Source organism: Microbulbifer taiwanensis (assembly GCF_014904815.1).
GTDB lineage: Bacteria > Pseudomonadota > Gammaproteobacteria > Pseudomonadales > Cellvibrionaceae > Microbulbifer > Microbulbifer taiwanensis.
Window position 1 is genome coordinate 35,778 of sequence record NZ_JACZFR010000001.1, and the last position, 23,091, is coordinate 58,868.

At 59.1% G+C, this 23,091-nt stretch carries 23 protein-coding genes; 8 read left to right on the forward strand and 15 right to left on the reverse strand.

What is annotated here, in order from left to right:
* Positions 1 to 31 precede the first annotated feature (31 nt).
* The 7 genes from IG627_RS00175 to IG627_RS00205 all read left to right on the forward strand — a co-directional run bounded on the left by IG627_RS00175 (position 32) and on the right by IG627_RS00205 (position 9,184).
* The gene (locus IG627_RS00175) at positions 32 to 1,081 is read left to right on the forward strand and encodes a BKACE family enzyme (RefSeq protein WP_193189119.1); all 1,050 of its coding nucleotides are present in this window, start codon (positions 32 to 34) and stop codon (positions 1,079 to 1,081) included.
* A 63-nt stretch (positions 1,082 to 1,144) separates the two neighbouring features.
* Positions 1,145 to 2,455, forward strand: coding sequence for an MFS transporter (locus IG627_RS00180; protein ID WP_193189120.1), 1,311 nt, complete (start codon positions 1,145 to 1,147; stop codon positions 2,453 to 2,455).
* Positions 2,455 to 3,126, forward strand: a complete 672-nt coding sequence (locus IG627_RS00185; RefSeq protein ID WP_226864556.1) for a DsbA family oxidoreductase — start codon at positions 2,455 to 2,457, stop codon at positions 3,124 to 3,126. The genes IG627_RS00180 and IG627_RS00185 overlap by 1 nt, the downstream gene beginning before the upstream one ends.
* On the forward strand, positions 3,123 to 4,142 hold the full coding sequence (locus IG627_RS00190) for a YeiH family protein (RefSeq protein WP_193189121.1): 1,020 nt from the start codon (positions 3,123 to 3,125) through the stop codon (positions 4,140 to 4,142). The genes IG627_RS00185 and IG627_RS00190 overlap by 4 nt, the downstream gene beginning before the upstream one ends.
* 379 nt (positions 4,143 to 4,521) lie before the next feature.
* Entirely contained in the window at positions 4,522 to 6,864 is a 2,343-nt protein-coding gene (locus IG627_RS00195) for a TonB-dependent receptor (protein WP_193189122.1), read from the forward strand.
* Between the two features lie 95 nt (positions 6,865 to 6,959).
* Complete coding sequence (locus IG627_RS00200; RefSeq protein WP_193189123.1) at positions 6,960 to 8,591, forward strand: long-chain fatty acid--CoA ligase; 1,632 nt, start codon at positions 6,960 to 6,962, stop codon at positions 8,589 to 8,591.
* Positions 8,592 to 8,620: 29 nt separating this feature from the next.
* Positions 8,621 to 9,184, forward strand: coding sequence for an RBBP9/YdeN family alpha/beta hydrolase (locus tag IG627_RS00205; protein WP_193189124.1), 564 nt, complete (start codon positions 8,621 to 8,623; stop codon positions 9,182 to 9,184).
* 58 nt (positions 9,185 to 9,242) lie between these two features.
* Here IG627_RS00205 and IG627_RS00210 read toward each other — a convergent pair whose 3' ends face one another.
* The 5 genes from IG627_RS00210 to IG627_RS00230 form a co-directional block, all read right to left on the reverse strand.
* On the reverse strand, positions 9,243 to 11,471 hold the full coding sequence (locus IG627_RS00210) for a serine hydrolase domain-containing protein (RefSeq protein ID WP_193189125.1): 2,229 nt from the start codon (positions 11,469 to 11,471) through the stop codon (positions 9,243 to 9,245).
* A 103-nt stretch (positions 11,472 to 11,574) separates the two neighbouring features.
* Entirely contained in the window at positions 11,575 to 14,076 is a 2,502-nt protein-coding gene (locus IG627_RS00215; RefSeq protein WP_193189126.1) for a choice-of-anchor D domain-containing protein, read from the reverse strand.
* Between the two features lie 198 nt (positions 14,077 to 14,274).
* Positions 14,275 to 15,105 (reverse strand): ATP-grasp domain-containing protein, encoded by an 831-nt coding sequence (locus tag IG627_RS00220; protein WP_193189127.1) that lies wholly within the window; start codon positions 15,103 to 15,105, stop codon positions 14,275 to 14,277.
* Between the two features lie 170 nt (positions 15,106 to 15,275).
* Positions 15,276 to 15,872: an esterase/lipase family protein gene (locus IG627_RS00225; protein ID WP_193189128.1), complete on the reverse strand. Its 597-nt coding sequence runs from the start codon at positions 15,870 to 15,872 to the stop codon at positions 15,276 to 15,278.
* Positions 15,873 to 15,901: 29 nt separating this feature from the next.
* Entirely contained in the window at positions 15,902 to 16,402 is a 501-nt protein-coding gene (locus IG627_RS00230) for a GNAT family N-acetyltransferase (protein ID WP_226864557.1), read from the reverse strand.
* A 103-nt stretch (positions 16,403 to 16,505) separates the two neighbouring features.
* Between IG627_RS00230 and IG627_RS00235 the strand changes: the two genes are divergently transcribed.
* Positions 16,506 to 17,192 carry a DUF899 family protein gene (locus tag IG627_RS00235; RefSeq protein ID WP_193189129.1) on the forward strand — a complete coding sequence of 229 codons (687 nt, stop codon included), beginning with the start codon at positions 16,506 to 16,508 and terminating at the stop codon, positions 17,190 to 17,192.
* 27 nt (positions 17,193 to 17,219) lie between these two features.
* Here IG627_RS00235 and IG627_RS00240 read toward each other — a convergent pair whose 3' ends face one another.
* From IG627_RS00240 to IG627_RS00285, 10 genes are all read right to left on the reverse strand, one after another.
* The gene (locus IG627_RS00240) at positions 17,220 to 17,534 is read right to left on the reverse strand and encodes a cupin domain-containing protein (protein ID WP_193189130.1); all 315 of its coding nucleotides are present in this window, start codon (positions 17,532 to 17,534) and stop codon (positions 17,220 to 17,222) included.
* Positions 17,535 to 17,567: 33 nt separating this feature from the next.
* Complete coding sequence (locus IG627_RS00245) at positions 17,568 to 17,873, reverse strand: NIPSNAP family protein (protein WP_193189131.1); 306 nt, start codon at positions 17,871 to 17,873, stop codon at positions 17,568 to 17,570.
* Positions 17,874 to 17,971: 98 nt separating this feature from the next.
* Complete coding sequence (locus IG627_RS00250) at positions 17,972 to 18,607, reverse strand: glycine-rich domain-containing protein (protein ID WP_193189132.1); 636 nt, start codon at positions 18,605 to 18,607, stop codon at positions 17,972 to 17,974.
* Positions 18,608 to 18,804: 197 nt separating this feature from the next.
* Positions 18,805 to 19,260, reverse strand: coding sequence for a hypothetical protein (locus tag IG627_RS00255; RefSeq protein ID WP_226864558.1), 456 nt, complete (start codon positions 19,258 to 19,260; stop codon positions 18,805 to 18,807).
* 232 nt (positions 19,261 to 19,492) lie between these two features.
* Positions 19,493 to 19,894 carry a DUF5655 domain-containing protein gene (locus tag IG627_RS20765; protein WP_226864559.1) on the reverse strand — a complete coding sequence of 134 codons (402 nt, stop codon included), beginning with the start codon at positions 19,892 to 19,894 and terminating at the stop codon, positions 19,493 to 19,495.
* Between the two features lie 93 nt (positions 19,895 to 19,987).
* A complete protein-coding gene (locus IG627_RS00265) occupies positions 19,988 to 20,377 on the reverse strand; it encodes a hypothetical protein (RefSeq protein ID WP_193189135.1) in 390 nt (129 codons plus the stop codon).
* An 85-nt stretch (positions 20,378 to 20,462) separates the two neighbouring features.
* Positions 20,463 to 20,999 (reverse strand): hypothetical protein, encoded by a 537-nt coding sequence (locus IG627_RS00270; protein WP_193189136.1) that lies wholly within the window; start codon positions 20,997 to 20,999, stop codon positions 20,463 to 20,465.
* Positions 21,000 to 21,124: 125 nt separating this feature from the next.
* A complete protein-coding gene (locus IG627_RS00275) occupies positions 21,125 to 21,490 on the reverse strand; it encodes a hypothetical protein (RefSeq protein ID WP_193189137.1) in 366 nt (121 codons plus the stop codon).
* Between the two features lie 63 nt (positions 21,491 to 21,553).
* On the reverse strand, positions 21,554 to 21,907 hold the full coding sequence (locus IG627_RS00280) for a hypothetical protein (RefSeq protein ID WP_193189138.1): 354 nt from the start codon (positions 21,905 to 21,907) through the stop codon (positions 21,554 to 21,556).
* A gap of 162 nt (positions 21,908 to 22,069) precedes the next feature.
* Positions 22,070 to 22,990, reverse strand: a complete 921-nt coding sequence (locus tag IG627_RS00285; protein WP_193189139.1) for a LysR family transcriptional regulator — start codon at positions 22,988 to 22,990, stop codon at positions 22,070 to 22,072.
* Positions 22,991 to 23,091 lie beyond the last annotated feature (101 nt).

Below are 23,091 nucleotides of genomic sequence, written 5' to 3' on the forward strand. Positions count from 1 at the left end.
TGTCCGCTTCCAATAATTTGAGGAAACAGCCATGAACTTTTTAGACGGCGCACTCTTCCCTGAAAACCAGGACAAGCTCGTTATCACCGCGGCCCCCTACGGCCCCGAATGGTTCCCGTCCGACTACCCGGAAGACATCCCGGTGACCATGGAAGAGCAGATCCAGAAGGCCGTGGACTGCTACGAAGCCGGCGCCGCGGTACTGCACCTGCACGTGCGCGAACTGGACGGCAAGGGCTCCAAGCGCCTGGAAAAGTTCAACGAACTGATCGCCGGTGTGCGCGAAGCGGTACCGGAGATGGTGATCCAGGTCGGCGGTTCCATCTCCTTCGCGCCCCCGGAAGACGGCGCGGCCGCCAAGTGGCTGCACGACGACACCCGCCACATGCTCGCCGAGTTGGACCCCAAGCCCGATCAGGTCACCGTAACGGTCAACACCACCCAGATGAACGTCATCGAGCAGATGGATGTGCGCGACTACGCCGGCACTTCCATGGGCGACGAAACTTACGATGCCTACCGCGAAATGATCGTGCCATCAGGCCCCGGCTTCATCGAAGAGCACGTCAAGCGCCTGAGCGACGCCGGTATCCAGAGTGCTTTCCAGTTCTACAACATCAACAGCTACGAGACGGTCGAGCGCCTGATCCGTCGCGGTGTCTACAAGGGCCCGCTGGTGTGCAACTGGGTCGCCATCGGCGGCGGTATGGATCAGCCGCACATCTACAGCATGGCCAACTTCCTGCGCGCCATCCCCGACGGCACCATGCTGACCGTGGAGAGCACCATGCTCAACGTGCTGCCGATCAACATGATGGGTATGGCGATGGGCCTGCACGTGCGCTGCGGTATCGAGGACAACCTCTGGGCCCAGGACCGCTCGCGCAAGGTGACCACCGTTGAGCAGATCCAGCAGCTGGTGCGCATTGCCAAAGAGTTCGGTCGCCCGGTTGCCAACGGCCCGGAAGCGCGCGAGATCCTCAAGATCGGCATTTTCTACGACACCGTCGAAGAGACTCTGGCGGCCAACGGCTTCGCGCCGAACCCGAAGGGCGGCATGCAGGGCTTCCTGCAAAAGTAATGCACCGGTGGTGCCGGGCGAGCAGCTGATGCAGGCTCGCCCAGTCTTCGACGAGGAAGCTCCATGGCCCAATTCCATCACAGCGAAACAGCAGCCAGCGATGTTCCGCGTCGCTATGCCTGGATTGTGTTCGCGCTTACCTTTGGCCTGCTGATTTCCGACTATATGTCGCGGCAGGTGCTCAATGCCGTGTTTCCAATGCTCAAGGAAGAGTGGGCACTGTCCGACGCCCAGCTGGGCCTGCTGGCCGGCATAGTCGCGCTGATGGTCGGCCTGCTGACCTTTCCGCTGTCGCTGCTCGCGGACCGCTGGGGGCGTGTGCGCAGCCTGACGCTGATGGCGATCCTGTGGAGCCTCGCAACACTTATGTGCGCGCTGTCGGAGAGCTTCGAGCAGATGCTGACCGCGCGCTTCTTCGTCGGCATCGGCGAGGCCGCCTACGGCAGTGTCGGCATCGCGGTGGTGCTGTCGGTATTTCCGGCACGCCTGCGCGCCACCCTGACCGGTGCCTTTATGGCCGGCGGCATGTTCGGCTCGGTACTCGGCATGGGTCTCGGCGGCGTCATCGCCACGGCACTGAGCTGGCGCTGGGCCTTCGCCGCCATGGCACTGTTCGGCCTGGCGTTGGCCTTTATCTACCCACTGATAGTGCGGGAGGCGAAAATTGCCCCGCGCAAGGCGCGCAGCGATGCCGGGTCGACGCCACCGCTGCGTCGGCGGCTGGCGGGGCTGGTTTCCAGCCGCTCGGTCGTCTGCGCCTACGTCGGTAGCGGCCTGCAGCTGTTTATCGGCGGCGCCATGATCGCCTGGATACCCAGTTATCTGAACCGCTACTACGATATGTCGCCGGACAAGGCGGGTGGCCTCGCCGCCGTGTTTGTCCTGATCAGCGGGGCCGGCATGGTGTTGTGCGGCATATTGAGCGACCGCCTCAGCCAGAATTTACCGCAACGCAAATTTGTGCTCGCCTGCGCCTACAGCCTGGCGACCTTCCTGTTGCTGTCACTGGCCTTCCAGCTTCCCGCCGGACTGCCGCAGCTGCTGCTGATCGGCGCCGGCATGTTTGTCGCCGCGGGCACCTCCGGGCCGGCCGGCGCCATGGTGGCCAACCTCACCCACGCCAGCATCCACGGCACCGCCTTCGCTACGCTGACGCTGGTCAACAACCTGCTGGGCCTCGCCCCCGGCCCCCTGGTCACCGGTCGTCTCGCCGATGTGCTCGGCCTCAACGGCGCCTTTCAGCTGATCCCACTGGTGTGTCTGCTGGCCGCACTGGTGTTTTACATGGGCAAGCGCCGCTATCTGCAGGATCTGCAGCGACTGCACGGCTCCGCAGGCGACAGCGGCAACGCACCAAATGAGGCTCGAGCCTGATGCCTACAATGCGTATCGATATTTACTTTGACCTTATCTGTCCCTGGTGCCTGATCGGCAAGCGCAACCTCGAGTCCGCACTGGAGATCCTGGCCAGACAGCATGCGCAAATCCGGCCGGAACTGCACTGGCAGCCGGTGCAGTTGTTGGCAGACATTCCAGGGCAGGGGCTACCCTTCAACGAATTCTACCAGCGCCGCCTCGGCGGCCCCGAGGCCGTGCGCCTGCGCCAGGCACAGGTGCGGCGAGCAGCCGAGGGTGCCGCTGTCGAAATCGCCTTCGAGCGTATATCGGTGATGCCCAATACCGCGCGCGCGCATCGCCTGCTCGCGATTGCCGGGCAACAGAATGGTGCGGCGCAGCACGCCGACCTGCTCGAGCACCTGTTCTGCGCTTATTTCCAGCAGGGAGAGGACATCGGTGATACAGACACGTTGCGGCGCATCGCCCGCGGCGTCGGCCTGGACGCAAAGGGCATCGAGCGGGCATTGAATTCCGCCGCACCGCTCTCGCGGCGAGAGTCGCAGCGGGCGGCACAGGGTGTGCCCTATTTCGTTTTCGACAACCGCGGCACCGTCGCCGGTGCGGTGGATGCCGATACGCTGGTCGCGGTAATGCGCAGGACCCTGGCCCTACCCGTCGATGCCGCTTGTGAGGAACTGTCGGCATGACCAGTGTCGCTGTGACCGGCATCGCCGCCATCCGCGAGCGCGGTCGCGCACTGTTTCCCGGAATCGTCGCCAGTGTGATAGTGGCGACGGCGGCAAGCTTCCTTTCCGAGCATTACGATGCACCGGTCATGCTGTTCGCGCTGCTGCTCGGCATGACAATGAATTTTCTCGCCGCCGACGGGCCCTGCAGGGCCGGTATCGAATTCACCGCGCGCCAGGTGCTGCGTATCGGCGTGGCACTGCTCGGCCTGCGCTTCACCTTCGCGCAGATCGCCGCACTGGGTTGGGAGCCGGTGTTGATCGTAGTGGTGTCGGTGGTGGCCACCATCCTGGTCTCGGTGGCCGCGGCCCGGGCGCTGGGATTCCAGCCGCTGTTTGGCCTGCTTACCGGCGGCGCCACGGCCATTTGCGGCGCGTCCGCGGCGCTGGCACTGTCCGCGGCCCTGCCGTCGCACCCGGGCAAGGAGCGCGCAACGCTGTTTACCGTGATCGGGGTTTCGGCGCTCTCCACCATCGCGATGATCGCCTACCCGATGGTCGTGCAGCTGCTCGACCTCAGGCCCGTGGATGCCGGTATCTTCCTCGGCGGCACCATTCACGATGTGGCCCAGGTGGTTGGGGCCGGCTACAGCCTGTCGCAGGAAACCGGGGACACGGCCACGGTCGTCAAGCTGATGCGCATCGCCATGCTGCTGCCGGTCATCGTCTGTGCGGCCATGATCACCCGTGCCCGGGGCGCGGCCGAGGGCGGCGAGCGCCCGCCGCTGTTGCCCTGGTTCGCCGTCGCCTTCGTCGCGCTCGCCGCCGTCAACAGCACCGGTTGGGTGGCTCCGGGCCTGCAGCAATTGGGCAGCGATCTGTCGAGCTGGTGCCTGGTTGCGGCAATCAGCGCGATCGGCATGAAGACGCAGCTGAAGGAAGTGACTTCTGTCGGCTTCAGGCCCATTGCCCTGATGATTGGCGAGACAGTTTTTCTCGCCGGCCTGGTGCTGTTGCTACTGCGTTTCGCCGGCTGATCGACAGGCGTCTTTCAGGCGAAATCCGCAGCCGGTTTCCGCCAGGCAAATCCGCTGCTCTGTTCTCGCTCCGCGATAGCTCCCTCGCGGTTTTCCACTTCCCTGTACCGGCTATCTGGCCGGTGCGTGCAAGCTCCTGTGTATGAACCGCATTGCGCTGGCAGTTCCCAAATACTGCCTGTCGTGAATTGAGAAGCGGCTGTCGCTGCAGGATAAGTGCGCGCCGGACCCCTCACCTAAAGTGACATCTCCGCTATTGCGAAAGCCTTGAAAGGGCGCAGCGTTTGGCGGAGCAAACAGGATAAGCCGGGCAATAAAGATCCGGCGTCTGCACCACAGTGTGTCTGTCCAGTTCGACAGCCAGCAGAGGACAATAATAATGAAGTGCATCAACATCGAATCCGAACTGAGTCTCCGCCCTCTCGCCCGGGCCATCCTTCACTCAATCGGTCTTATTACCATCACCAGCCCGTCAGTCGTCTTTGCGCAGTCCGACGGGCCCGCGCTCGAGGAAGTAACGGTTACCGCGCAGAAGCGTACCGAAAGCATGCAGGATGTTCCGGTGGCTGTCAGTGCCATCACCGGCGATGACCTGGCCAATACCGGCTTCCGCGATGTCAGCGACATTGCTGCACAGGTGCCATCGCTGATCGTCACTACAAACATATCGCCGATCAACGCCAGCTTCCGTACGCGCCGTATCGGCAACGAGGGCAATATCCCCACCTTCGAACCGGACACCGCACTGATCATCGACGGCGCCTTCCGCTCGCGCTCCGGCCTGGGTCTCGGCGACCTGGTCGGCGTCAACTCGGTAGAAGTACTGAAAGGCCCGCAGAGTACCCTGTATGGAAAAAATGCCGGTGCCGGTGTGGTCAGCATCACCACCGCGGCGCCGCACGATCAGTTCGAGGCGATGGCGGAAGTGAACCTGGGCACCGAGGGCTACCGCCAATTGCGCGGGGACGTGAACTCGCCGCTGACAGAAAGCCTCAGTGGCCGCATCAGCTTTACCGACACCCAGCGCGATCCATTGATCGACAACCTGGTGGCGGGTGCCGGTGACAGTCTCGATGGCCGGGCGCTGCGCGGCCAGCTGCTGTACGATTTCAGCGATGATTTCTCGGCGCGCCTGATCGTCGGCGCCGCGCAGCGGAATATGCGCCCAATGATGGCCGATGTGCACTTCAGCCAGATGCAGCTCGCCATCATCGGCCAGGCGGGTCACACGGTGACCAACAACGACCCCTCCGACCGCATTATCGAGAGCGACGATCACTCCGACTTCGAGCAGGATTCGGTGGACGGTGTACTGACGCTCGAATACCGGGGCGAGGGTTACACCCTGACCTCGATCAGCGGCTTCGAAGACTACAGTGCGGACCTCCGCTTCGGCGGCGCCGAGGAGATGCCGCTGCACCTGGTCGAGTTCAACGATCTGCAGGCTGGTCGCTCCCTGTCCCAGGAACTGCGCCTGGCCTCGGATTCCGATGGCGACTGGGACTGGATGCTCGGGGCCTTTTACTACACCAACGAACTCACCCGCGGCGACGAGCAGCGAGCCGAGTTTGTGCTGGAAGAGGATATCGGGGCCTACGGCGGTGTCATCGGCAATGCGTTGCTGGGTGTCCCCGCGCCGGTATTCGGTATCGAGGGCGATCGCGGCGACTTTCTCGCCGAGCAGGACAGCAGCGCCCTGGGTCTCTTCTCGCAGGTCGGCACCCAGCTGAGCGAAGACCTCAAGCTCGATGTGGGCCTGCGCTATTCCCGCGAGGAAAAATCCGGCTCCATAGTACAGGGCAACCAGATTGCGGCTCCGGCCTGTGGCTTTAACCTGGTGTGCAGCCTGACCCCGGAAGGGCTCGACTTCGACGAGTCCGATACCTGGTCTGCGGTGACCGGCAACGTCAACCTGAGTTACTTCCTGTCCGACGACACCATGGTCTACGCGCTTTACTCGCGTGGCTTCAAGGCCGGCGGTTACAGCCTGCAGTATGGCCAGTCATCGCTGGAATCCCGTCCCTTCGACCAGGAAGACATCACCAACCTGGAAGCGGGCTGGAAAACCGAATTCTGGAGTCGCCGCGCCCGTGTCAATGCGGCGCTCTTCCACACCGAGTACAAAGACTTCCAGAATGCGAGCTTCGTCAGCCTGGGCTTCACGGTCAACAACGCCGAAAAAGTCGTCGTCGACGGTGTCGAAATCGACTCCGAGTGGTTGCTGAGTGAGAAGCTGACCGCCAACGCCAGCCTGGCCTACATCGAGGCGGTCTACGATCGCTATAGCGGCGGCCAGTGCTATCACGGCCGGACCCCCGACAACGCGCTGGGGCAGTGTGACCTGAGCGGTGAAGTCCTGCCCTTTGCGCCCAAGCTGACCGGTAATGTCGCGCTGCAATGGGAGCAACCGCTGTTCAGCGGCGATCTCTATGCGCGCCTCGACTATCGCTATACCGGCGCTGCCAACTACAGCTCCGAGCTGGACCCGCGCCACCAGCAGGATGCCTACGCGGTGGGCAACTTCCGCCTGGGATGGCGCGATGCCAGTTACGACATTTCCGCCTGGGTGCAGAACCTCGCGGATGAGAGCTACTACACGCAGAAGCTGCCGGCCAACGTCTCTTCCAATGTCGACAAGATCGTGAGCCCGCAGGAGGGTTCCTACCAGGCTTTCACCGGGACGCCCCGCACAGCCGGTGTCACTTTCCGCATGAATTTCTAATGCGGAATTTTGCGGGCGCCCTGGTGCCCGCGTATTAATTTTTCCTGTGGGCTCCAAGCCCACAGGGTCGATGACAAACGTCAGAGGTAAATACTATGCACGGCAAAATGATGCAGTGGCCGCTGTTGATTTCCAGTATCTTCCGCCACGCCACCACCTACTTTGCAGATCGGGAAATTGTCTCGGTAACCGCCGACCAGCCGTCGTTTCGCTACACCTTTGCGGAGTTCGGCCGGCGCGTGTGCAAACTGGCCAATGCCCTGCGCAATGCCGGGGTCAAGCCCGGTGACCGGGTGGCGACCCTGGCCTGGAATGATCACCGCCACCTGGAACTCTATTATGCAATTTCCGGTATCGGAGCCGTGTGCCACACCATCAACCCGCGCCTGTTCCCGGAGCAGATCGAGTACATCGTCGAACACGCCGAAGATACGCTGATGTTCGTCGACCCGATGTTCAGGGACCTTGTTGCGCCTATCGCCGCCAGAACGGACTCAGTGCGCGCCCTGATCATCTTGAACGGCGACGCCGCAGAAACCGTCGACGGCTTGGCGACAAGCAACTACGAGGAATTTATCAACTGCGAGGTGGACACCTTTTCCTGGCCCGAGTTTGATGAAAACCAGGCCTGCGCCCTCTGCTACACCTCCGGCACAACCGGCAACCCCAAAGGTGTGCTCTACAGCCACCGCTCCACCGTGCTGCACGCTTTGACGGTCACTACACCCAACGGCCTGGAAATTGGCATGGACGACGCGGTGCTGCCGGTGGTGCCCCTGTTCCACGTCAACGCCTGGGGCATTCCCTATGCCGCGCTGATGTCGGGCGCCAAACTGGTACTGCCCGGACCGCGTCTCGATGGCGAGAGCCTGTATCGGTTGATGGATCGCGAGGGGGTCACCCTGACTGCGGGTGTGCCCACGGTGTGGCTCGGCCTGCAGAAGCATTTGCAGGAATACGGTTTCGAACTGCCGACGCTGAAGCGCATGGTGGTGGGTGGTTCGGCCGCGCCGCCGTCGATGATCGAATACTTCGAGGAACAGCAGGGCGTGGACTTTGTGCACGCCTGGGGCATGACCGAGATGTCGCCGCTCGGTACCGTGTGCCGACTGAAGCCGGCCATGCACCTGGGATCCCGCGAAGAGCGCACGGCGCAGAAGACCAAACAGGGTATGCCCGTCTACGGCGTCGAACTGAAAATCGTCGATGACGACGGCAATCCCCTCCCGCACGACGGCGAGGCGATGGGCGAACTCTGGGTTCGCGGCCCCTGGATCACCAGCGGCTATTTCGGCGACCCGCCGGGCACCGTTGAGGATTTCGACCGTGAGGGCTATTTCCGCACCGGCGATATCAGCACCATCGACAGCGATGGCTACATGCGTATCTGCGATCGCGCCAAGGACGTGATCAAGTCCGGCGGCGAGTGGATCAGCTCCATCGATCTGGAAAATGTCGCCGTCGGCCACCCGAAAGTTGCGGAGGCCGCGGTGATCGGTGTGCCCTGCGACAAGTGGCAGGAGCGGCCGCTGTTGGTAGTGGTCCTGAAAATTGCCGAAGACGACTTGAGCCTGGAACAGATGCGCGAGTTTCTCACCGGCAGGGTGCCCAAGTGGTGGCTGCCCGGCGCCATGGAAGTGGTGGATGCCCTGCCGCACACCGCCACCGGCAAGATCCAGAAACGGGAACTGCGGCAGCAGTTTGCCGACTTCTGTTTCGAGTCCTGATGGTCCGTTGAATTTGCAGAGGTAGCAAAATGGCCAATAGTGAAAACCCGACCGTCCTGATCGTTCCAGGGCTGCGCGACCATGTCGCCGAGCACTGGCAGACGCTGCTGGCCGAGCGGCTCAGCAAGGTGCATACGGTGCCGCCGCTGGAAGTGGACAGGCTCAGCTGTGCGGCGCGGGTCGAAGCGCTGCAGTGCGCACTGGATGCCATCGACGGGCCGGTCATCCTGGTGGCACACAGCGCCGGTGTCATGATGGTGGCGCACTGGGCGCAGAGATACAGTCGCCCGATCGTGGGCGCGCTATTGGCAGCCCCCGCCGATGTGGAATCACCCTTTCCCGAGGGCTACCCAGGCACGGCGGTGCTGGAAGAGAACGGCTGGCTGCCGATCCCGCGCCGGCCACTGCCGTTCCCGAGTATCGTCGCCGCCAGCAGCAACGACCCCCTGGGGGATTTCGAGCGCGTGGCGCAGATGGCTCGGGACTGGGGCAGTGTGCTGGTCAACGAAGGGCAGGTCGGCCACCTGAATCCCGCCTCGGGCTACGGCGAGTGGCCGCGGGCCATGGAGCTGATTACCCAGCTGGCGGAGTGAATAATTCGCTTTCATTTGCGGCGCCCTGCGCGGGCGCCGATTCAGGCAGTTTGCGGAATTACTGGCAGGCGCTGCGAATTCCGTGTGCCTCCTGCACCGCCTCCAGCCAGTAGTAGGTATCGTTGTCGCTGAAGTAGTAGTAGACGCTGTCGTTCGGCAGCAGCACTACGGTGATGCCGCCGTATCCGGACAGGAAGGGAATCCACTGGGCGCCGTTGCAACCGCTCAGGTTACCGGCCACATCGTGCGCCCAGAACCCATTGTTATAGCGGTAGTCCGCCAGCGGCACAGTGCCGATATCGGAAACTGATCTCTGCAGTGCCGCATCCAGCTGCGCCGCGTTCAGCATCTGCTGCCCATTAATTTTGCCATCGTCGATAGCGACAAAGCTGGCGATCTTGGCGATATCGTCCGGCAGCCACATCAGCCCCCAGCCGGCGAACGGCTGTTCGACCGCATCGTAGGTGCGGCGCGTGTACTGGCCGGTGGGGCCGACGCCGATCGGTTTCCACAGGTCCTCGACGACAGTATCGGCAAAGATATCCGCGGAGCTGCCCTGCTGATTCTGCAGGTAGGCGTTCATCACCGCACCGGCGATATAGGTATCGGAGGTGTGGTAGACCCACTGGCTGCCCGGCGTCGCCTTGCGCGAATACTGGGTGCAGCTGTAATTGATCTTGCTCGCGTGACTATCCACCAGGAAGAGATTGTCGGTGTGCGTCGCGCCCTCGTCTTCCATATAGGTGCTGCTGCCGTAGTTGCCGGTGGCCATATCCAGCACATTGTTCAGCGTCACATCACTCCAGTTGCCGTTGCTGGCACAGTCGCCCACATGGCTGGCGACGATGCTGTTGCGCACACCCGGATACTGCTGTTCCAGGCGCATCATGGCCACGCCGGCGAACAGTGACTTGGCGGTGGAGTAGGAAGGTACCACCAGGGATTCGCAGTAGGGGTAGTCGCCGTTGCGGGTCACACAGTCGCCGCGGTAGTGGGTGCCGTCGATGACGAAGCCGGCGGTGCTGATATGGCTGGCGTCGGTACTGTTGGGCGCAGCGAAGGCGCTGTAGTCCGTGCCCGGGTAGTCGCTCGCCAGTGCGGACAGCGGCTTCACCGGCAGCCGCGCGGCGATTTCGTCCTGGTAATCCTGGATCAGCTGGCTCTGGCCGGCAATCGTCTGCGGCGTGTAGGTCGCACTCAGCAGTCCCCACCAGTCCGCCTTGAAATAGAGACAGGTCTCGCTGCTGATCTGGTAGGCGACTTTGGACACCGAACCATCCTCCTTGAACAGGAAGGACATAATCCCGTTGTGCATACAGTTGGCATTGCGCTGCTGCAGTGCGAAGGGAATGGTCGCGCGGCTGTAGCCGTTGTCACCGTTCTCCTGCCACACCCGTCCCGGTGTCAGCACATATTCCCAATTCGGATGCGAGCTCGGAATGGAGCCGCGGGCTAGTGGGAAGATATGGCTGCCGGTCTGCACAAACTGGAAATCGAATTCCGGCAGGTGCTTGCGGGTATTGTCGCCGGGACCTGTGTAATTGTAGGTGTCCTCGTGCTCGGCGAAGCTGCCGCCGCTGGCCTCGCCGCTCAGGGTCAGCTTGCCGGCAAAGGCGTGCTGCGGATGCGCTGCGTCAACCGGCAGCGCATAGCCGCTCAGATCGATGCGCGCACCGGGATCGCTGCCGCTCATCAGTGTGCCGTAGCTGAGCAGGGTGCGGTTCACATTGCCATTGCCGCTCAGCTCATCGTAGTAGTCGTCATTGCTACCGCCGCCACTGCTGCCACCGCCGCTGTCCACATCGCCGGTGACGAGAATATTGTCGCCGTAGCAGTAGTCGTAATACTGGTTCACGCTGGTGCGGTAGCGGATCAGCATCGAAGGCTTGTTGTCTGCATCGATGGCGACGCTGCTGGCCGTGTAGAGCGCGCTGTTGTCCTGGCCATTGACCAGGGTGATGGCATTGACCCAGGTATTGCCGCCGTCGTTGGACACCTCGGCGATACAGCTGTCGCCGAACTCCAGCGCATAGGCGGAAATATCCAGGGAGATATTCACGTTGACATAGCCCTGGGTGGAGAAGGCCAGGCTGGCGCTGCTACCGACGCCCTGAATACCGATCGAATAGTTGCCGTAATAGTAATTGGGATAGACGGTGCCGCTGGTGCTCCAGCCGTTCAGGTTGCCGTCCTGGAAATCGTCCGACACCAGAGTGTCTGCCTTCAGTTGCGACGAGGCGCAGGCACAGAGTGCCGCGGCCACCGCGAGGTGTTTGATTATTTTCATAGTTCTATGTTCTTTCTGTGAAAAACTGTTGCAAATAAAGCCGTCACTGGCTCGTCATTCCGGCCTGTGCCGGAATGACGAGAAGGCTGATCTGTAGGGATTTTCAGTTACAGAGACTGCGAATCGAGTGGGCCTCCACCGCCGCATCCATCCACACATACTCGTCGTCATCGGAGAAGTAGTAGTAGACGCTGTCGTTCGGCAGTATCAGCACCGAGATACCGCCGTAGCCGGACATGAACGGCAGCCACAGGTCACTGCTGCAGCCGGACAGGTTGCCGCTGATCTCATGGGCCCAGAAGCCGTTGTTGTACTTGTAGTCGGCGAGTGGATCAGTGCCGCGGTCGGATGGGTTCCTCTGCATGGCCGCGTCCAGCTCCGACTGATCGAGTAGTGTCTGGCTGGCACCAGAGAAGAAGCTGCCGATCTTGGCCACGTCGTCGCGCAGCCACATCAGCCCCCAGCCGGTAAACGGCTGCGCGGTGGCGTCGTAGGTGCGGCGGGTGAATTCCGCCGTCAGGCTGACACCCAGCGGTGACAGTACTTCGTCGACCAGGATATCGGTGAAAATATCCGTACCGCTGCCCTCGATACCCTGCACATAGGCGTTCATCGCCGTGCCGAGAATATAGGTATCGGAGGTGTGATAGACCCACTGGGTGCCCGGCGTCGCCTTGCGTGGATATTCGGTGCAGCTGTAACCGATCTTGGACGCGTGGTCTTCCGGCAGGAAGAGGTCGTTGGTGTGGCTGGCACCCTCGTCGCTCATATAGCCGGCCAGATTGTAATTGCCGGTGGCCATATCCAGCGCATTTTCGAAGGTCACGTCGTCCCAGTTTCCACTGCTTGCACAGTCCGGCACATAGTTGCCGACAATCTGGTTGAAGCTGCCGGAGTATTTCTGCTCCAGGCGCATCAGGGTGCTGCCGGCAAATACCGACTTGGCGCTGGAGTAGGAGGGCACTGCCAGGGATTCGCAGTAGGGGTAATCGCCCCGGCGCGACGCACAGCCACCTACATAGTGAGTGCCGTCGATCACAAAGCCCACCAGGGAGATATGGGCCGGGTCCTTACCGCCGGGCGCGGTGAACTTGCCCGCGTCCGTACCCGGATAATCCGTGGCCAGGTCGGACAGCGGCTTCACCGGCATGCGCCCGTTCACTTCCGCCTGGTAGCCGGCAATCAGGTCGGCGGCATTGCTGACACTGTGCGGTGTATAGCTTGCGGAAAGCTGGCCCCACATATCCACCTTGAAATAGAGGCAGGTCTCGCCGGCAATTTGGTAGGCAACGTCGGACACCGAGCCGTCGTCCTTGAACAGGAAGGTCAGTACGCCGTTGTGCATACAGTTGGCGTTTTTCTGCTGCAGCGCAAACGGCAGGGCCGCGCGGCTGTAGCCGCCGTCACCGTTCTCGTTCCATACGCGCCCGGGTGTCAGCACATATTCCCACTCCGGGTGCGCGCTGGGAATAGAGCCACGCTGCACCGGGAATAGATGGCTGCCGGTCTGTATGAATTCGAAATCGAACTCGGGCAGGTGCTTGCGCGTCGTGTCCTGGGAACCCGTATAGCGGAAAGTATCCACATGTTCATCGAAGGCACCGCCGCCGGCCTCGCCAAACAGTTCCAGGCTGCCCTCGAAGTTGTTCGTCGGCATGGCCGCGTTGGCCGGCAGCGCGTAGTGGCTGTAGTCCACCAGCGAGCTCGGGTCACTGCCGTTGATCAGCGTATTGAACGTCAGCTGGCCGCGGCTGACATTGCCACTGCCGGTGAGCGGATCGAAATCCTCGACGCTGCCGCCGCCCTCGGTTGAGCTGCCGGAGAGACTGATAACAAAGCTGCCCTCGTCCGGATCGTTGGAGCTGACGGTGATAGAGCCGTTGAAGCTGCCCTCGGAGGCGGGTGCAAACTCGACGCCGATCTGGCAGCTGCCGGCGGGTGCTACAGTGGTGCAGTTGTTGGAAGCGATGCTGAAGGGCGCCGCCGGGCTGCTGACATTGGAAATCACCAGGTCGGCGCTGCCGGCATTGGAGATAGCCGCGTTCAGGGTATTGCTGCCGCCGGGGGCAATATTGCCGAAATTGAGAGCGGAGGGACCGTCGATATCCGGATCCGTCGGCGCGCCGCCGCTGCCGGTCACCGCCACCGACTGGCCGTAGCAGTAGTCGCCGGTGGTGGCGCCGGTACCGCGAAAGCGCACTTGCACCTGTGGGTTGTTGTCGATACCGGCGGGCGAACTGCTGGCGCTGTAGTGGGTGCCGCTGTCCTGGCCGTTGGCGACAGTCAGCGCGGTGATCCAGTTGTTGCCGCCGTCGGTGGAAATCTCCGCGTAGCAGTATTCATTGTTCTCCAGCGACGTCGCGGACATGACAAGATCCACCGACACAGAGGAAAAGCCGGCGGTGGAAACCGCGCGGGTCGCCGTGGCCGTGGCGCGCAGGCGGATGGATTCATTGTTGTAGGCGTCCACATTGCCGGAAGTGGACCAGCCATCGATATCGCCATCGGAAAAATCGTCGGAAAAAACCGTGGCCGCATTTGCGGCCAGCGGCAAAACGAGGGCGGGCGCCAGCAGCGCCCAGCGCAGTTTGGGGAAGGGTTTCATAGTCGCACCTGGTTTTTATAGGAATTCTTGTCTTGAGCGATGCGGTCTCCCGCCGCAAACGGCGGGCAGCATGAGACCGGTTAACACAGAGCGAATCTAAGATGCGATTGAACGGGCTGCGGTGTTAGCACCACCTGTGGGGCATTGATGGGACCAGAGGAGTGAATGGGGTGCCGGGATTTCCCGGCAGCCTCGGCATCAGGCCGCCTGTCTGAGGCGCCGGCGCGGCGACGTGGGCCGGCTGGGGAAGTTGGGCCCGGTCGGCACAGACTGCTGCAACAGGTAGTCGAGTATCGCCTCGCGCAGGCGGGCGTCGCCGCCCTCAATGCCCTGGTTGCCGAACAGCCGGTTGAACTCCAGCACATAGGGGTGGCCGCCGACCATGGCGATATCGAAGCCCGCGTGATTGATCTCCAGGGCCTGCGCCAGGTGCAGGGCCAGGTCCACAGCCGCCCGTGGCACCGGGCTGCGGTCGACGAATCCGCCCCTGGCCACATTGTTGTAGAAGCCCTGCGCCGCCTGCAGGCGCCAGTAGGCGGCAATCACCTGGTCGCCGATGATCACTATGCGGATATCCCGGTCGATCGGCAGCAGCTCCTGTACATAGAGCACATCGGTCCCGGCCAAATAGTCCCGCCAGTCCTGCAGCGACTCGATCAGCCAGACGCCGTTGCCCTGGGAGGCCTTGGGCAGCTTGGCCACGAAGGGGTGATCCATCTGCTCCCACAACCCGGTGGCATTCTCCGGCGTATTGGCGGCGATCCGGGTAACGGGGGTGTTGGCCGGCGCCACCAGCTCGAAGGCGCGAGTCATCTCTATCTTGTTGTGGCCCAGGCGGTAGCTGGCCTCGCTGGGAAATACCCGCGCCTTCAGGCCATAGACCAGCGCGTTCAGCTGCCAGTACTCGGGGAACAGTACCCAGTCGGCCGCGCCGATATCGGCCCTGTACCTGAAGACCTCCCCGGGTTTTAACTGCAGGGTGTCCGCGAACCCCAGGGTGCGGAATACGTTAAAGGAGACCCACGACATCTTGTGATCAGGCGTAAATTGCGACGCGCGTTTTTAAGGCAGCTGGCGTCGGGCGTCAAGCAGTTTGATGCCGGTTTCGGGTGAGCTGGCGCGGGGCGGGGTGACATATTTCGCGCTGTAATCATTAGAGCCATAACCGCTTGCAGAGCGGCGTAAGCTGCGGCCGGGCACTACCGCAAAGCGTCGCTCAACTCCGCACTGACGGTCGCAATCACCGCCCTGTCCTCGGGCATCCAGCGGTGCAACTTGACCGGAAACTGGTAGTGCCTGCCAATCGGCAGCAGGGCGCTGGAGTGTGGCACTATGGTCGCGTCGTAGGGCGTCCAGATGGACACCGGCTCGGTGCAGGCGAGGCTGTCTATCTCCCGATTGAGTTCCGCCAGGAAGCGGCTGCCGATACCCAGCTGCCGACCGCCCCGGTAGGGCAGCAGGTTGGCCCAGAAGCTGCCGAAATGGGGGCTGGAGATGGAGATGAATTTGTGCACCCGCGCCAATCCACCCAGCGACTGCAAGTAGTGGCGCGCCACTATGCCACCCATACTGAACCCCACCAGCGCACAGGTGCTTTCCTTCCCGCAGTGTGTCTCCGACTGCTCCTTCAATTGTTGCGACAGGTGCTCCATGCCGTGCCAGCCGGAGTTGTATTTCAGGTGGATGTAGTGGGCTGTGAATCCCGCGGAGGCCAGGGATTTCTGCATGCGCTGCATCGACCATCCGTAGTCGAAAATGCCGGGAATCAGCAGTACCGTGCGACTCTTTTCAGGCATGGTGTGAATACTCGTCAATAACCGCGCACCTACTCCCGCTCGGTGCGGTAAACCTCCATACCGCGGGCGCGATAGTTGTCCAGCGCGCCCGGGTGGTCCAGGGTGCAGGTGTGCACCCAGACCTCTTTGGTGTCCCCCCAGCTCCAGGCGGATTCCAGCGCGTGGGTCAGCAGGTAGCCGCCGTAACCCCTGCCGATAAACTTCGGCGCCAGGCCGAAATAGGCGATCTGCACATCGCCGCCCGCCTGTTGTTCCAGTTCGTAGTAGCCGGCGATGGAGCCCCGGTGGTAGGCCACCCAGGTGCGCAGCTGCTCCCGCTCTGCGTAGCGCTGCCAGTCAGCGTCGGGCAGTTTCAATCGGTCGGCCCACTGCCAGGCCTCGCCCACCAGCTGGTAGAGATAGCGGTTAAAGCGGAACTCCTTCACCTCCGCCTCCATGACCTCCAGCCCCTCGGGGCGCGGCTTACCGCGAATCTGCTCCGGTGAGGTCATTTGCAGATAGTAGATGGTTACCGGATCTTTTTGGCTCAAACCTGCTGCTCCAAGTTCGTGTGCGGAAATGTTCAACCAGGGCTTGTGGTTGCGGTTAACTATACTCTGGACCAGATCCACCATCGACCGGGAATCCTCCGCCATGACAGAACCCCGCTACCCCAATGAAAGCCCCGAATATAGAGAAGCCAGGGACAGGCTGCTCGAAGAGGAAAAGGCCCTGATCGAACAGGTCGGGCGGGTCGCCGAGCTGCGCCGGCAGTTGCCGCCCGGCGGACGCCTGAAGGAAGACTACCAGTTCCAGTGGGCGAATGAAGGCAGGGTCGGCCAGCCGGTCAGGCTCTCCGAACTGTTCGGCGACAAGCCCACCCTGTTGCTCTACAACTTTATGTACGGCCCTGGTTGGGACAAGCCCTGCCTGTCCTGTACGTCATTGATGGACGGCTTCGACCGCACCGCCTACCAGGTCTCCCAGGATGCCGCCTTCTGCGGTATCGCCAAGGCCCCGGCGGAGAAGATCAACGCCTGGGCGCGAACCCGCGGCTGGAGCCAGATCAATCTGGTGTCGGGTTTCGGCACCAACTACCAGGCCGACTATCGGTGCCAGGGGGAAAACGACGAAATGCAATTGCCCGTGCTGCACGTGTTCAGGAAGCGGGACGGCGACATCTACCATTTTTGGGGAACCGAGCTGCCGAGCAACCACGTCGACACCGTCTGGCCCTACTGGAACCTGATGGACTTTACCCCGGAGGGTCGCCCGGACCGGGATATGCCGCCGCAGAATTTCCGCTCCGAGTTTCTGGAGAAACACTACCTGGATCAGTAGTGCGCGGCCAAAGGGCGGACAGGGCGGCTATCGATAAAACACCGCCAGCCAGATGGTGGTGTTGTGCGGATCCGTCCAGCTGACCCTGTGCCTGCTGTGAGCGGGAATATTGATAAAGTCCCCGACTTCCAGCTTCACCTCGTGCCCGCTATCAAATGCCAGCTCTGCCGCCCCCTGCAGGACCATCACCCACTCATTCTCCTCCTGGTCGTACCAGCCCTGTTCCGGGGATGCCTGGCCCTTCGAGATGATGCGCTCTATCCGCATGGACTCGCTGCGGACCAGGTCCTCGAATACTTCCTCGCCGAGCTCGTCCGGCAGTGATGAAAATATATTGTTCATGGATTCTGAGCCATGGAGGGTGTTGGCCGGTCGCTACTCGAACACCGGTCTGAAGAAGCTGCGCTCATAGCTGAGAATACACTGTGTTTCCTCGGCATACTCGAAGGCAGCAATACAGCCGGCATCCTTAAACGAATCCAGGCGATATTTCTCGTACTCCGCGAGACTTGGGAAAGTGAACAGTGCCAATGCTATATTGCTGGCTCCCTCAGAAGGCAGGAAGTAGCCGTTGTGGCTGCCGCCGAACCTGTTTACCAGAGGAATCCACAGCTTTGCATAGTGCTCGAACTCAGGGATTTTATAGGGGTCAATGACGTATTTCAGATAGCAGGTTACCACTGAGAGCTCCTTGTTGTTCAGAATGGATGGTCAACCGATCGTCGCAGGCAGACGGGGCCAGATAGCCGGGGCGTCTGCCGGATACCGGGTTTTCGTATTCAATCACCACCACATCCTCCTCCGCAACCAGACGAGTCGCCGCCGCAACCGCCGCCGCAGCCAGAGCCGCAACCAATATGGCCTGCACAGTAGTCGTTACTCCCCGGGCGAGAGCAGTTCAGGGAGTATTTGAATCCGTCCGGGATATTCAGCTTTGCATCCATGGCAAACAATAGCGGCAGTTTCTTTGCAGAGTCCGGGGAAATTTTCTCCCGGTAGCAGGAAATTCTCCAGGCTGTCTTGATGCCCGCCTGCGCGACGGTTGGCGATCGCATCGCTTCGGCAGGTGTATGGTGCAGGAAGCGGCCCAGCGCCCTATTGCAGAAGTAATAATACTTACGGGTAAAAAGTATGAACTCATGCCAGGCCAGGTCCACGACTTGTGACGGCATGGAAACCATACGGTTGCCGGCAATATTGCAGAGCTGGAAGTACTCCCGGAGGCCATTCACTACACGATCGGCATCGCGTCTGCTCAAGTGCGGGTACTTCTCGATCACTTTCTGAGGGATCGCGTCGGGAAACTGAAAGGAGTCAATAAGCCTCTCTCGCTTGGAAAGCACTGCCTTGCGGTGGCTCCGATAGGCGATAAGCGCAAAAGCTGCAAGGAAAGCTATAAGAATAATATTGGCCATAATTCTCTTGGTAAACTTCTTGTTGGTTTCCTGAGAAGGGGGCAGAGTCAGCAGCCCCAAAGTAGCGGAAGTGTTCGAGGATTATACAGACCAATGGTTCACACTGGTGACGACGCCATGTTCAGGGTGGATGCACACCTATCGCAGCACCTTCGTTACACGGAAAAAGCACACAAAATAAGCCATAGATTACACCGTTAGCAATCTGGCAGCGGCTTGGTCTCCATATACTCTTCAAAAATGGCCAGGTTCCCATCATCCCCATTTTTTAGAATCATATAGTAACCTGTATCTGTATAGCATTTTCGTTCAGAGTATCTGTTTGCCTTTATCTTGTACCCGCCTTCAACTTCCAGGATATTTATGTCAGAAAATGTACTTTTATCATTCTTGGCCCTTGCTATGGGCATTAGCTTTTTTACGAGCTCTTTCCATTGAGCTCCGCTAAGTTCCATATTTCGCTCTAACCCATGAGGATACACACGGTACGCATGAATTTTTGCGCTGTCGTCGTAAAGGTTTGCCACGTTGGCGTCGAAGCTTTCTCCCAATTGCATATAGATCTGAAAAAATTTTCCTGGATTATCTTCAGCAATTACATCCGCGCTGAAAGATACAAGTAGTGTGATGAAATATTTTACGAGGTTCTTCATTTTCTTCTCCTGAAATTGCATGCGAGGCCGTGGAATGGTTCCTGCCTCTCCATTTTTGCGTTGTTTGTCCGATAAGTCGCGATTCTATGCTAAATATCGGTCTGTTTCACGCAGATAGTGGTAGATTAATACGATCTCCACACGGAATTTATCCTTTAAATATTCACTCGAGATTCTCTGCCAGCTGAACGCTCCCGGATTACAGTTCGGCTCTACATTGATAGACAGACTGTTATGGCTGAGAAAACTTATAAGCCTCCTCTATTAATGGTTCTATTTCTCTTAGTTCACCAATGCTTCCAATTTTGGCCACATGGGTAACTTGTTTTCCATCGTCAACGATCTTAGTAAAAACAGGATTTTTGACTCTTCGACCAATATGAATGGCAATGCGAACTGCATCTTTCATTATGGAGAGGTCGACAAATATCCTGGAGCTCCGGAAAAGGACATATCTTTCTCTCGCAACGATTTCGACTTTGCCTAAATCTCTAACGAATTTTTCTATCGCATTATATACTTCGACCACTGACTGTGGTCTATCTCGTACCACATCGGCTCGATTTCCTGTGCCACAGGCGTGTCTCTGGTTCTTACGTGTAAACTCTCTATCGCACTTTGGGCATAGCCACATTCTCGAATCTCCTATGGGCTCTAACGCTCGGTTAGGTGCGGCTGGAGCCCAACGTAAGTCGCCCAAACCGTATATTCTGCATGGATTGTACAGTCACTTGTTAGCCATTTCTTGGAGCTGCGCCAGCCCCTCTTTACCGATATCCCCGAGCGAGCTAATGTTTGAACAAGAACTAATTTCTGGAATCGAACCAGTTTTCCCAAAAACTACATACTTGTACCCTACCACCATGTGAGAAGCACACATATCTTTAGGAAACAATGTATTTCTGACAGTTTTAGTATCTGCTACGCCCTTAATTTTTTCTAATACAACTAACTCGTTTGTGACTACGCCATTGTCACCAAGCGTTGAAGAGTGAACCTGACCGAGATAAACATAGTCAGACTCAAAGTATCTCTTCTCAAGAGGAGTATCTACGCAGTAGCAGCCGAACGCTAACTGAGAAGTAAAAAGCATTAAAAATAATATGAAGATCTTCATTCTAAGACGACCTTATGGCTAACGCCCGCAGCAAGCGCGCCGCTTTTTGGCGTCGCTTTGCTTGCGATTGTTAGGCGAATATGAGCTACGATGCCGCTTTTTCATACTCCGCCTCTGCCATTGAAAGCCTGCATGCATAGAAAGAGCCAAGCTCCGAGTAGGCATACATTTCCTGCATCATTGGTTGCTCTTCGCAAAGCTTGGAATAGAAAAACATTGTGGACTTTATAGCCATATCCAAACAGGGGTAAACAATCTGTAGATCTCCTACTAGATACTTATCTCTATGTGCCACCCTTTTGTCTCGATACAGGCGCATACAAGAAATGTAATCTTCAAACTCTTCAGAACTGCATTTTAGATGTGAAAGCAATAGTTCCATGAATTTATCGTGATCCGGAATTATCTCTTGCCATCTAAACTCAGCACGCTTGTCCCCAAACAGAAAACACCACGACAAAACTGCGATATCTAAGAAATTTCCAACTAAATTTACCCAGAAATCAGAGTCTTCGTGCTTTTGCTTTCCATTTGATTCCCATCCGGCGCTGTAATAAGCAGCGTTCCGTATTATTTCGCAGGATAGATCTGCGTAAACTCTGAGGCGTGATTCGAGGTCCATATTCTTCTATCGCCTAACGCCCAGCGCAGGCGCAGCCAGCGCGGAGCGCATTTTGTGTTAATGTTTGAGCGACAGCGAGTAACACAAAAGGTGCGTAGCGTTGGCTGTCGCTCTGCCGCTGTTTGTTATGTGTGGACTGTGAATAACTGCTCATTAGCTGGCCAGTCACCACCATATGTAAAACACTCTAAGGTATCCAGGTAGCCAGAATTTAACCATAGTATGACACCTGCGCCCGCCTCTAAAGCAGGATGGGTAAGGTAAGCCCCTGGAAAATCTTCGAGCTTTAGTCTCTCTTTACCTAATTTTTCTGCGGACTCACTCACCTTAAATTTCGTGAATACTCCTACGCCGCTATAACTACGCTCTAGAATCTCTACTTGAGAAATCTGGCTTTTAAGGATTTCTTTTTCAGGATCTTCTTGAATCAACAGATCGAATATTTTTTGTTCTAGAGGACTTAAATTCATACTGACACATAACGTTGCCATAACCGGCAGCCGGAGCGCAGCGTAGGCTGTCCGGCGCCGTCAGGCGAGAAGTTCATGGCCTTGTTAAGCATTTGCCAAGACTCCTGAAAGCCAGAAAATACCAGAATACATTGCAACAGCGAGACATAGAACAAATATTACCTGCTGCCAAGAAAGCTTAGATTCAAAGCCAAAACTTAGAAAGTTGTAGATTTTTGGATGGAAATAGGATTTCACTCCAAGAATGGCTGCTATAAGTGCTAAGCCCGTATAAACTAAGACAGTGCCCCAGAATCTTTCCGGATCATCTAAAACACTAATAGCTTCAGATCCAGCACGCTGAAATGAAATCACTTCTCCTAAAGCAGCAGAAATTACCGCGTAACCGGCGGTTAATGCTGCAAAAACTATGTAACTTAACTCAATTTTTCTCGGCATTTCCGTATTTATGCTTAACAGTTTTATTCATAGGCATGGGCATATATAGGCATATGGGCATACCTGACCGTGTATACCCATATATAGCCATAAATCACCAGATATAGCCACGCCGGAAACCCACCAAGCTGGCACGATGGTTCTGATATCGGGAAGGCTAACTCAGTCTCTAACCACCAATGATTCCAGGAACAACCGCAGCGCCGGATGCTCCGCCGCACTCCGCTTATAGGTCGCCGCATTCTGAATCCGATACCGAAACCGCTCCGGGTGCAGCGCCAGCAGTTCTCCGCTCTGCACATAGCGCTCCGCCAGGTATTCCGGTAGAAAGCCGACAAACTGCCCCGACAATATCATCGCCAGTCGTGCGGCCATATGGTTGGCGGTGGATCTGTGCGGGAACAGTCGATACAGGTGCGCCGCTCCGGACAGCACCGCGTGGCTGGGAGCGGCCAGTTCCTGTTGGGTTAGCAATTCCTCACTTACCTGCTGTTCGCCGGCCAGTGGGTGTTGGCTGCCACAGTAGAGCAGCGACTGATGGTGGAATAGCGGCCGGTAGTCGAGGCCGGGGCGGCGGGAGTGGAGGGGGTTGATACCGACGTCGGCGCGGCCGGCGAGGATTTCCAGCTCCAGTTCCTGCGGCGCGGCCAGTTGCAGGTCCAGCTGCAGCTGCGGGGCCCGGTCGCGGATGCGGGCCAGGGTGGCGGGCAGGTCCAGTTGGGGGATTTCCAGTACGTCGTCCGGCAGCACTATGCGCAGCTGGCCGGTGAGGCTGGACTGGATGGCGTTGACCTGGCTTTTGAAGGCCTCCAGGTGGCCGTCGAGCTCGGTGATGGCCTGGTAGACGGCCTCGCCTTCCTGGGTCAGCTTGAAGTCGGCGCGGCCGCGGGACCGGAGGCACAACTGCATGCCCAGGCGCGCCTCCAGGTCGGAGAGGTGGGTGCTGATGGTGGAGCGGCTGATATTCAGGGCTACCTCGGCGGGAGCCAGGCCGCCGGCGCGGACTACCTCGCGGAAGACGCGCAGCAGGCGCAGGTCTATATCACTCAGGCGTCCGGTCAGGGTGGATTTTGGTTTGCTCATGGTGATGTCTTCGGGGATTGGTGCACTCTTCACTTCACCTGTAATCAGGGCCCTGCGAGGGGGCGTAGGATGGGCAAAGCGCAGTGTGCCCATCGTGCTGA

Excerpts from the sequence above, each read along its gene's own strand:
- IG627_RS00280 (WP_193189138.1), bottom strand. The coding sequence starts at position 21,907 with ATGCCGAGAAAAATTGAGTTAAGTTACATAGTTTTTGCAGCATTAACC.
- IG627_RS00240 (WP_193189130.1), bottom strand. The coding sequence starts at position 17,534 with ATGAACAATATATTTTCATCACTGCCGGACGAGCTCGGCGAGGAAGTA.
- IG627_RS00210 (WP_193189125.1), bottom strand. The coding sequence starts at position 11,471 with ATGAAAATAATCAAACACCTCGCGGTGGCCGCGGCACTCTGTGCCTGC.
- IG627_RS00225 (WP_193189128.1), bottom strand. The coding sequence starts at position 15,872 with ATGCCTGAAAAGAGTCGCACGGTACTGCTGATTCCCGGCATTTTCGAC.
- IG627_RS00235 (WP_193189129.1), top strand. The coding sequence starts at position 16,506 with ATGACAGAACCCCGCTACCCCAATGAAAGCCCCGAATATAGAGAAGCC.
- IG627_RS00265 (WP_193189135.1), bottom strand. The coding sequence starts at position 20,377 with ATGAAGATCTTCATATTATTTTTAATGCTTTTTACTTCTCAGTTAGCG.
- IG627_RS00175 (WP_193189119.1), top strand. The coding sequence starts at position 32 with ATGAACTTTTTAGACGGCGCACTCTTCCCTGAAAACCAGGACAAGCTC.
- IG627_RS00190 (WP_193189121.1), top strand. The coding sequence starts at position 3,123 with ATGACCAGTGTCGCTGTGACCGGCATCGCCGCCATCCGCGAGCGCGGT.
- IG627_RS00185 (WP_226864556.1), top strand. The coding sequence starts at position 2,455 with ATGCCTACAATGCGTATCGATATTTACTTTGACCTTATCTGTCCCTGG.
- IG627_RS00205 (WP_193189124.1), top strand. The coding sequence starts at position 8,621 with ATGGCCAATAGTGAAAACCCGACCGTCCTGATCGTTCCAGGGCTGCGC.
- IG627_RS00195 (WP_193189122.1), top strand. The coding sequence starts at position 4,522 with ATGAAGTGCATCAACATCGAATCCGAACTGAGTCTCCGCCCTCTCGCC.
- IG627_RS00250 (WP_193189132.1), bottom strand. The coding sequence starts at position 18,607 with ATGGCCAATATTATTCTTATAGCTTTCCTTGCAGCTTTTGCGCTTATC.
- IG627_RS00270 (WP_193189136.1), bottom strand. The coding sequence starts at position 20,999 with ATGGACCTCGAATCACGCCTCAGAGTTTACGCAGATCTATCCTGCGAA.
- IG627_RS00220 (WP_193189127.1), bottom strand. The coding sequence starts at position 15,105 with ATGTCGTGGGTCTCCTTTAACGTATTCCGCACCCTGGGGTTCGCGGAC.
- IG627_RS00180 (WP_193189120.1), top strand. The coding sequence starts at position 1,145 with ATGGCCCAATTCCATCACAGCGAAACAGCAGCCAGCGATGTTCCGCGT.
- IG627_RS20765 (WP_226864559.1), bottom strand. The coding sequence starts at position 19,894 with ATGTGGCTATGCCCAAAGTGCGATAGAGAGTTTACACGTAAGAACCAG.
- IG627_RS00275 (WP_193189137.1), bottom strand. The coding sequence starts at position 21,490 with ATGGCAACGTTATGTGTCAGTATGAATTTAAGTCCTCTAGAACAAAAA.
- IG627_RS00200 (WP_193189123.1), top strand. The coding sequence starts at position 6,960 with ATGCACGGCAAAATGATGCAGTGGCCGCTGTTGATTTCCAGTATCTTC.
- IG627_RS00285 (WP_193189139.1), bottom strand. The coding sequence starts at position 22,990 with ATGAGCAAACCAAAATCCACCCTGACCGGACGCCTGAGTGATATAGAC.
- IG627_RS00215 (WP_193189126.1), bottom strand. The coding sequence starts at position 14,076 with ATGAAACCCTTCCCCAAACTGCGCTGGGCGCTGCTGGCGCCCGCCCTC.
- IG627_RS00255 (WP_226864558.1), bottom strand. The coding sequence starts at position 19,260 with ATGAAGAACCTCGTAAAATATTTCATCACACTACTTGTATCTTTCAGC.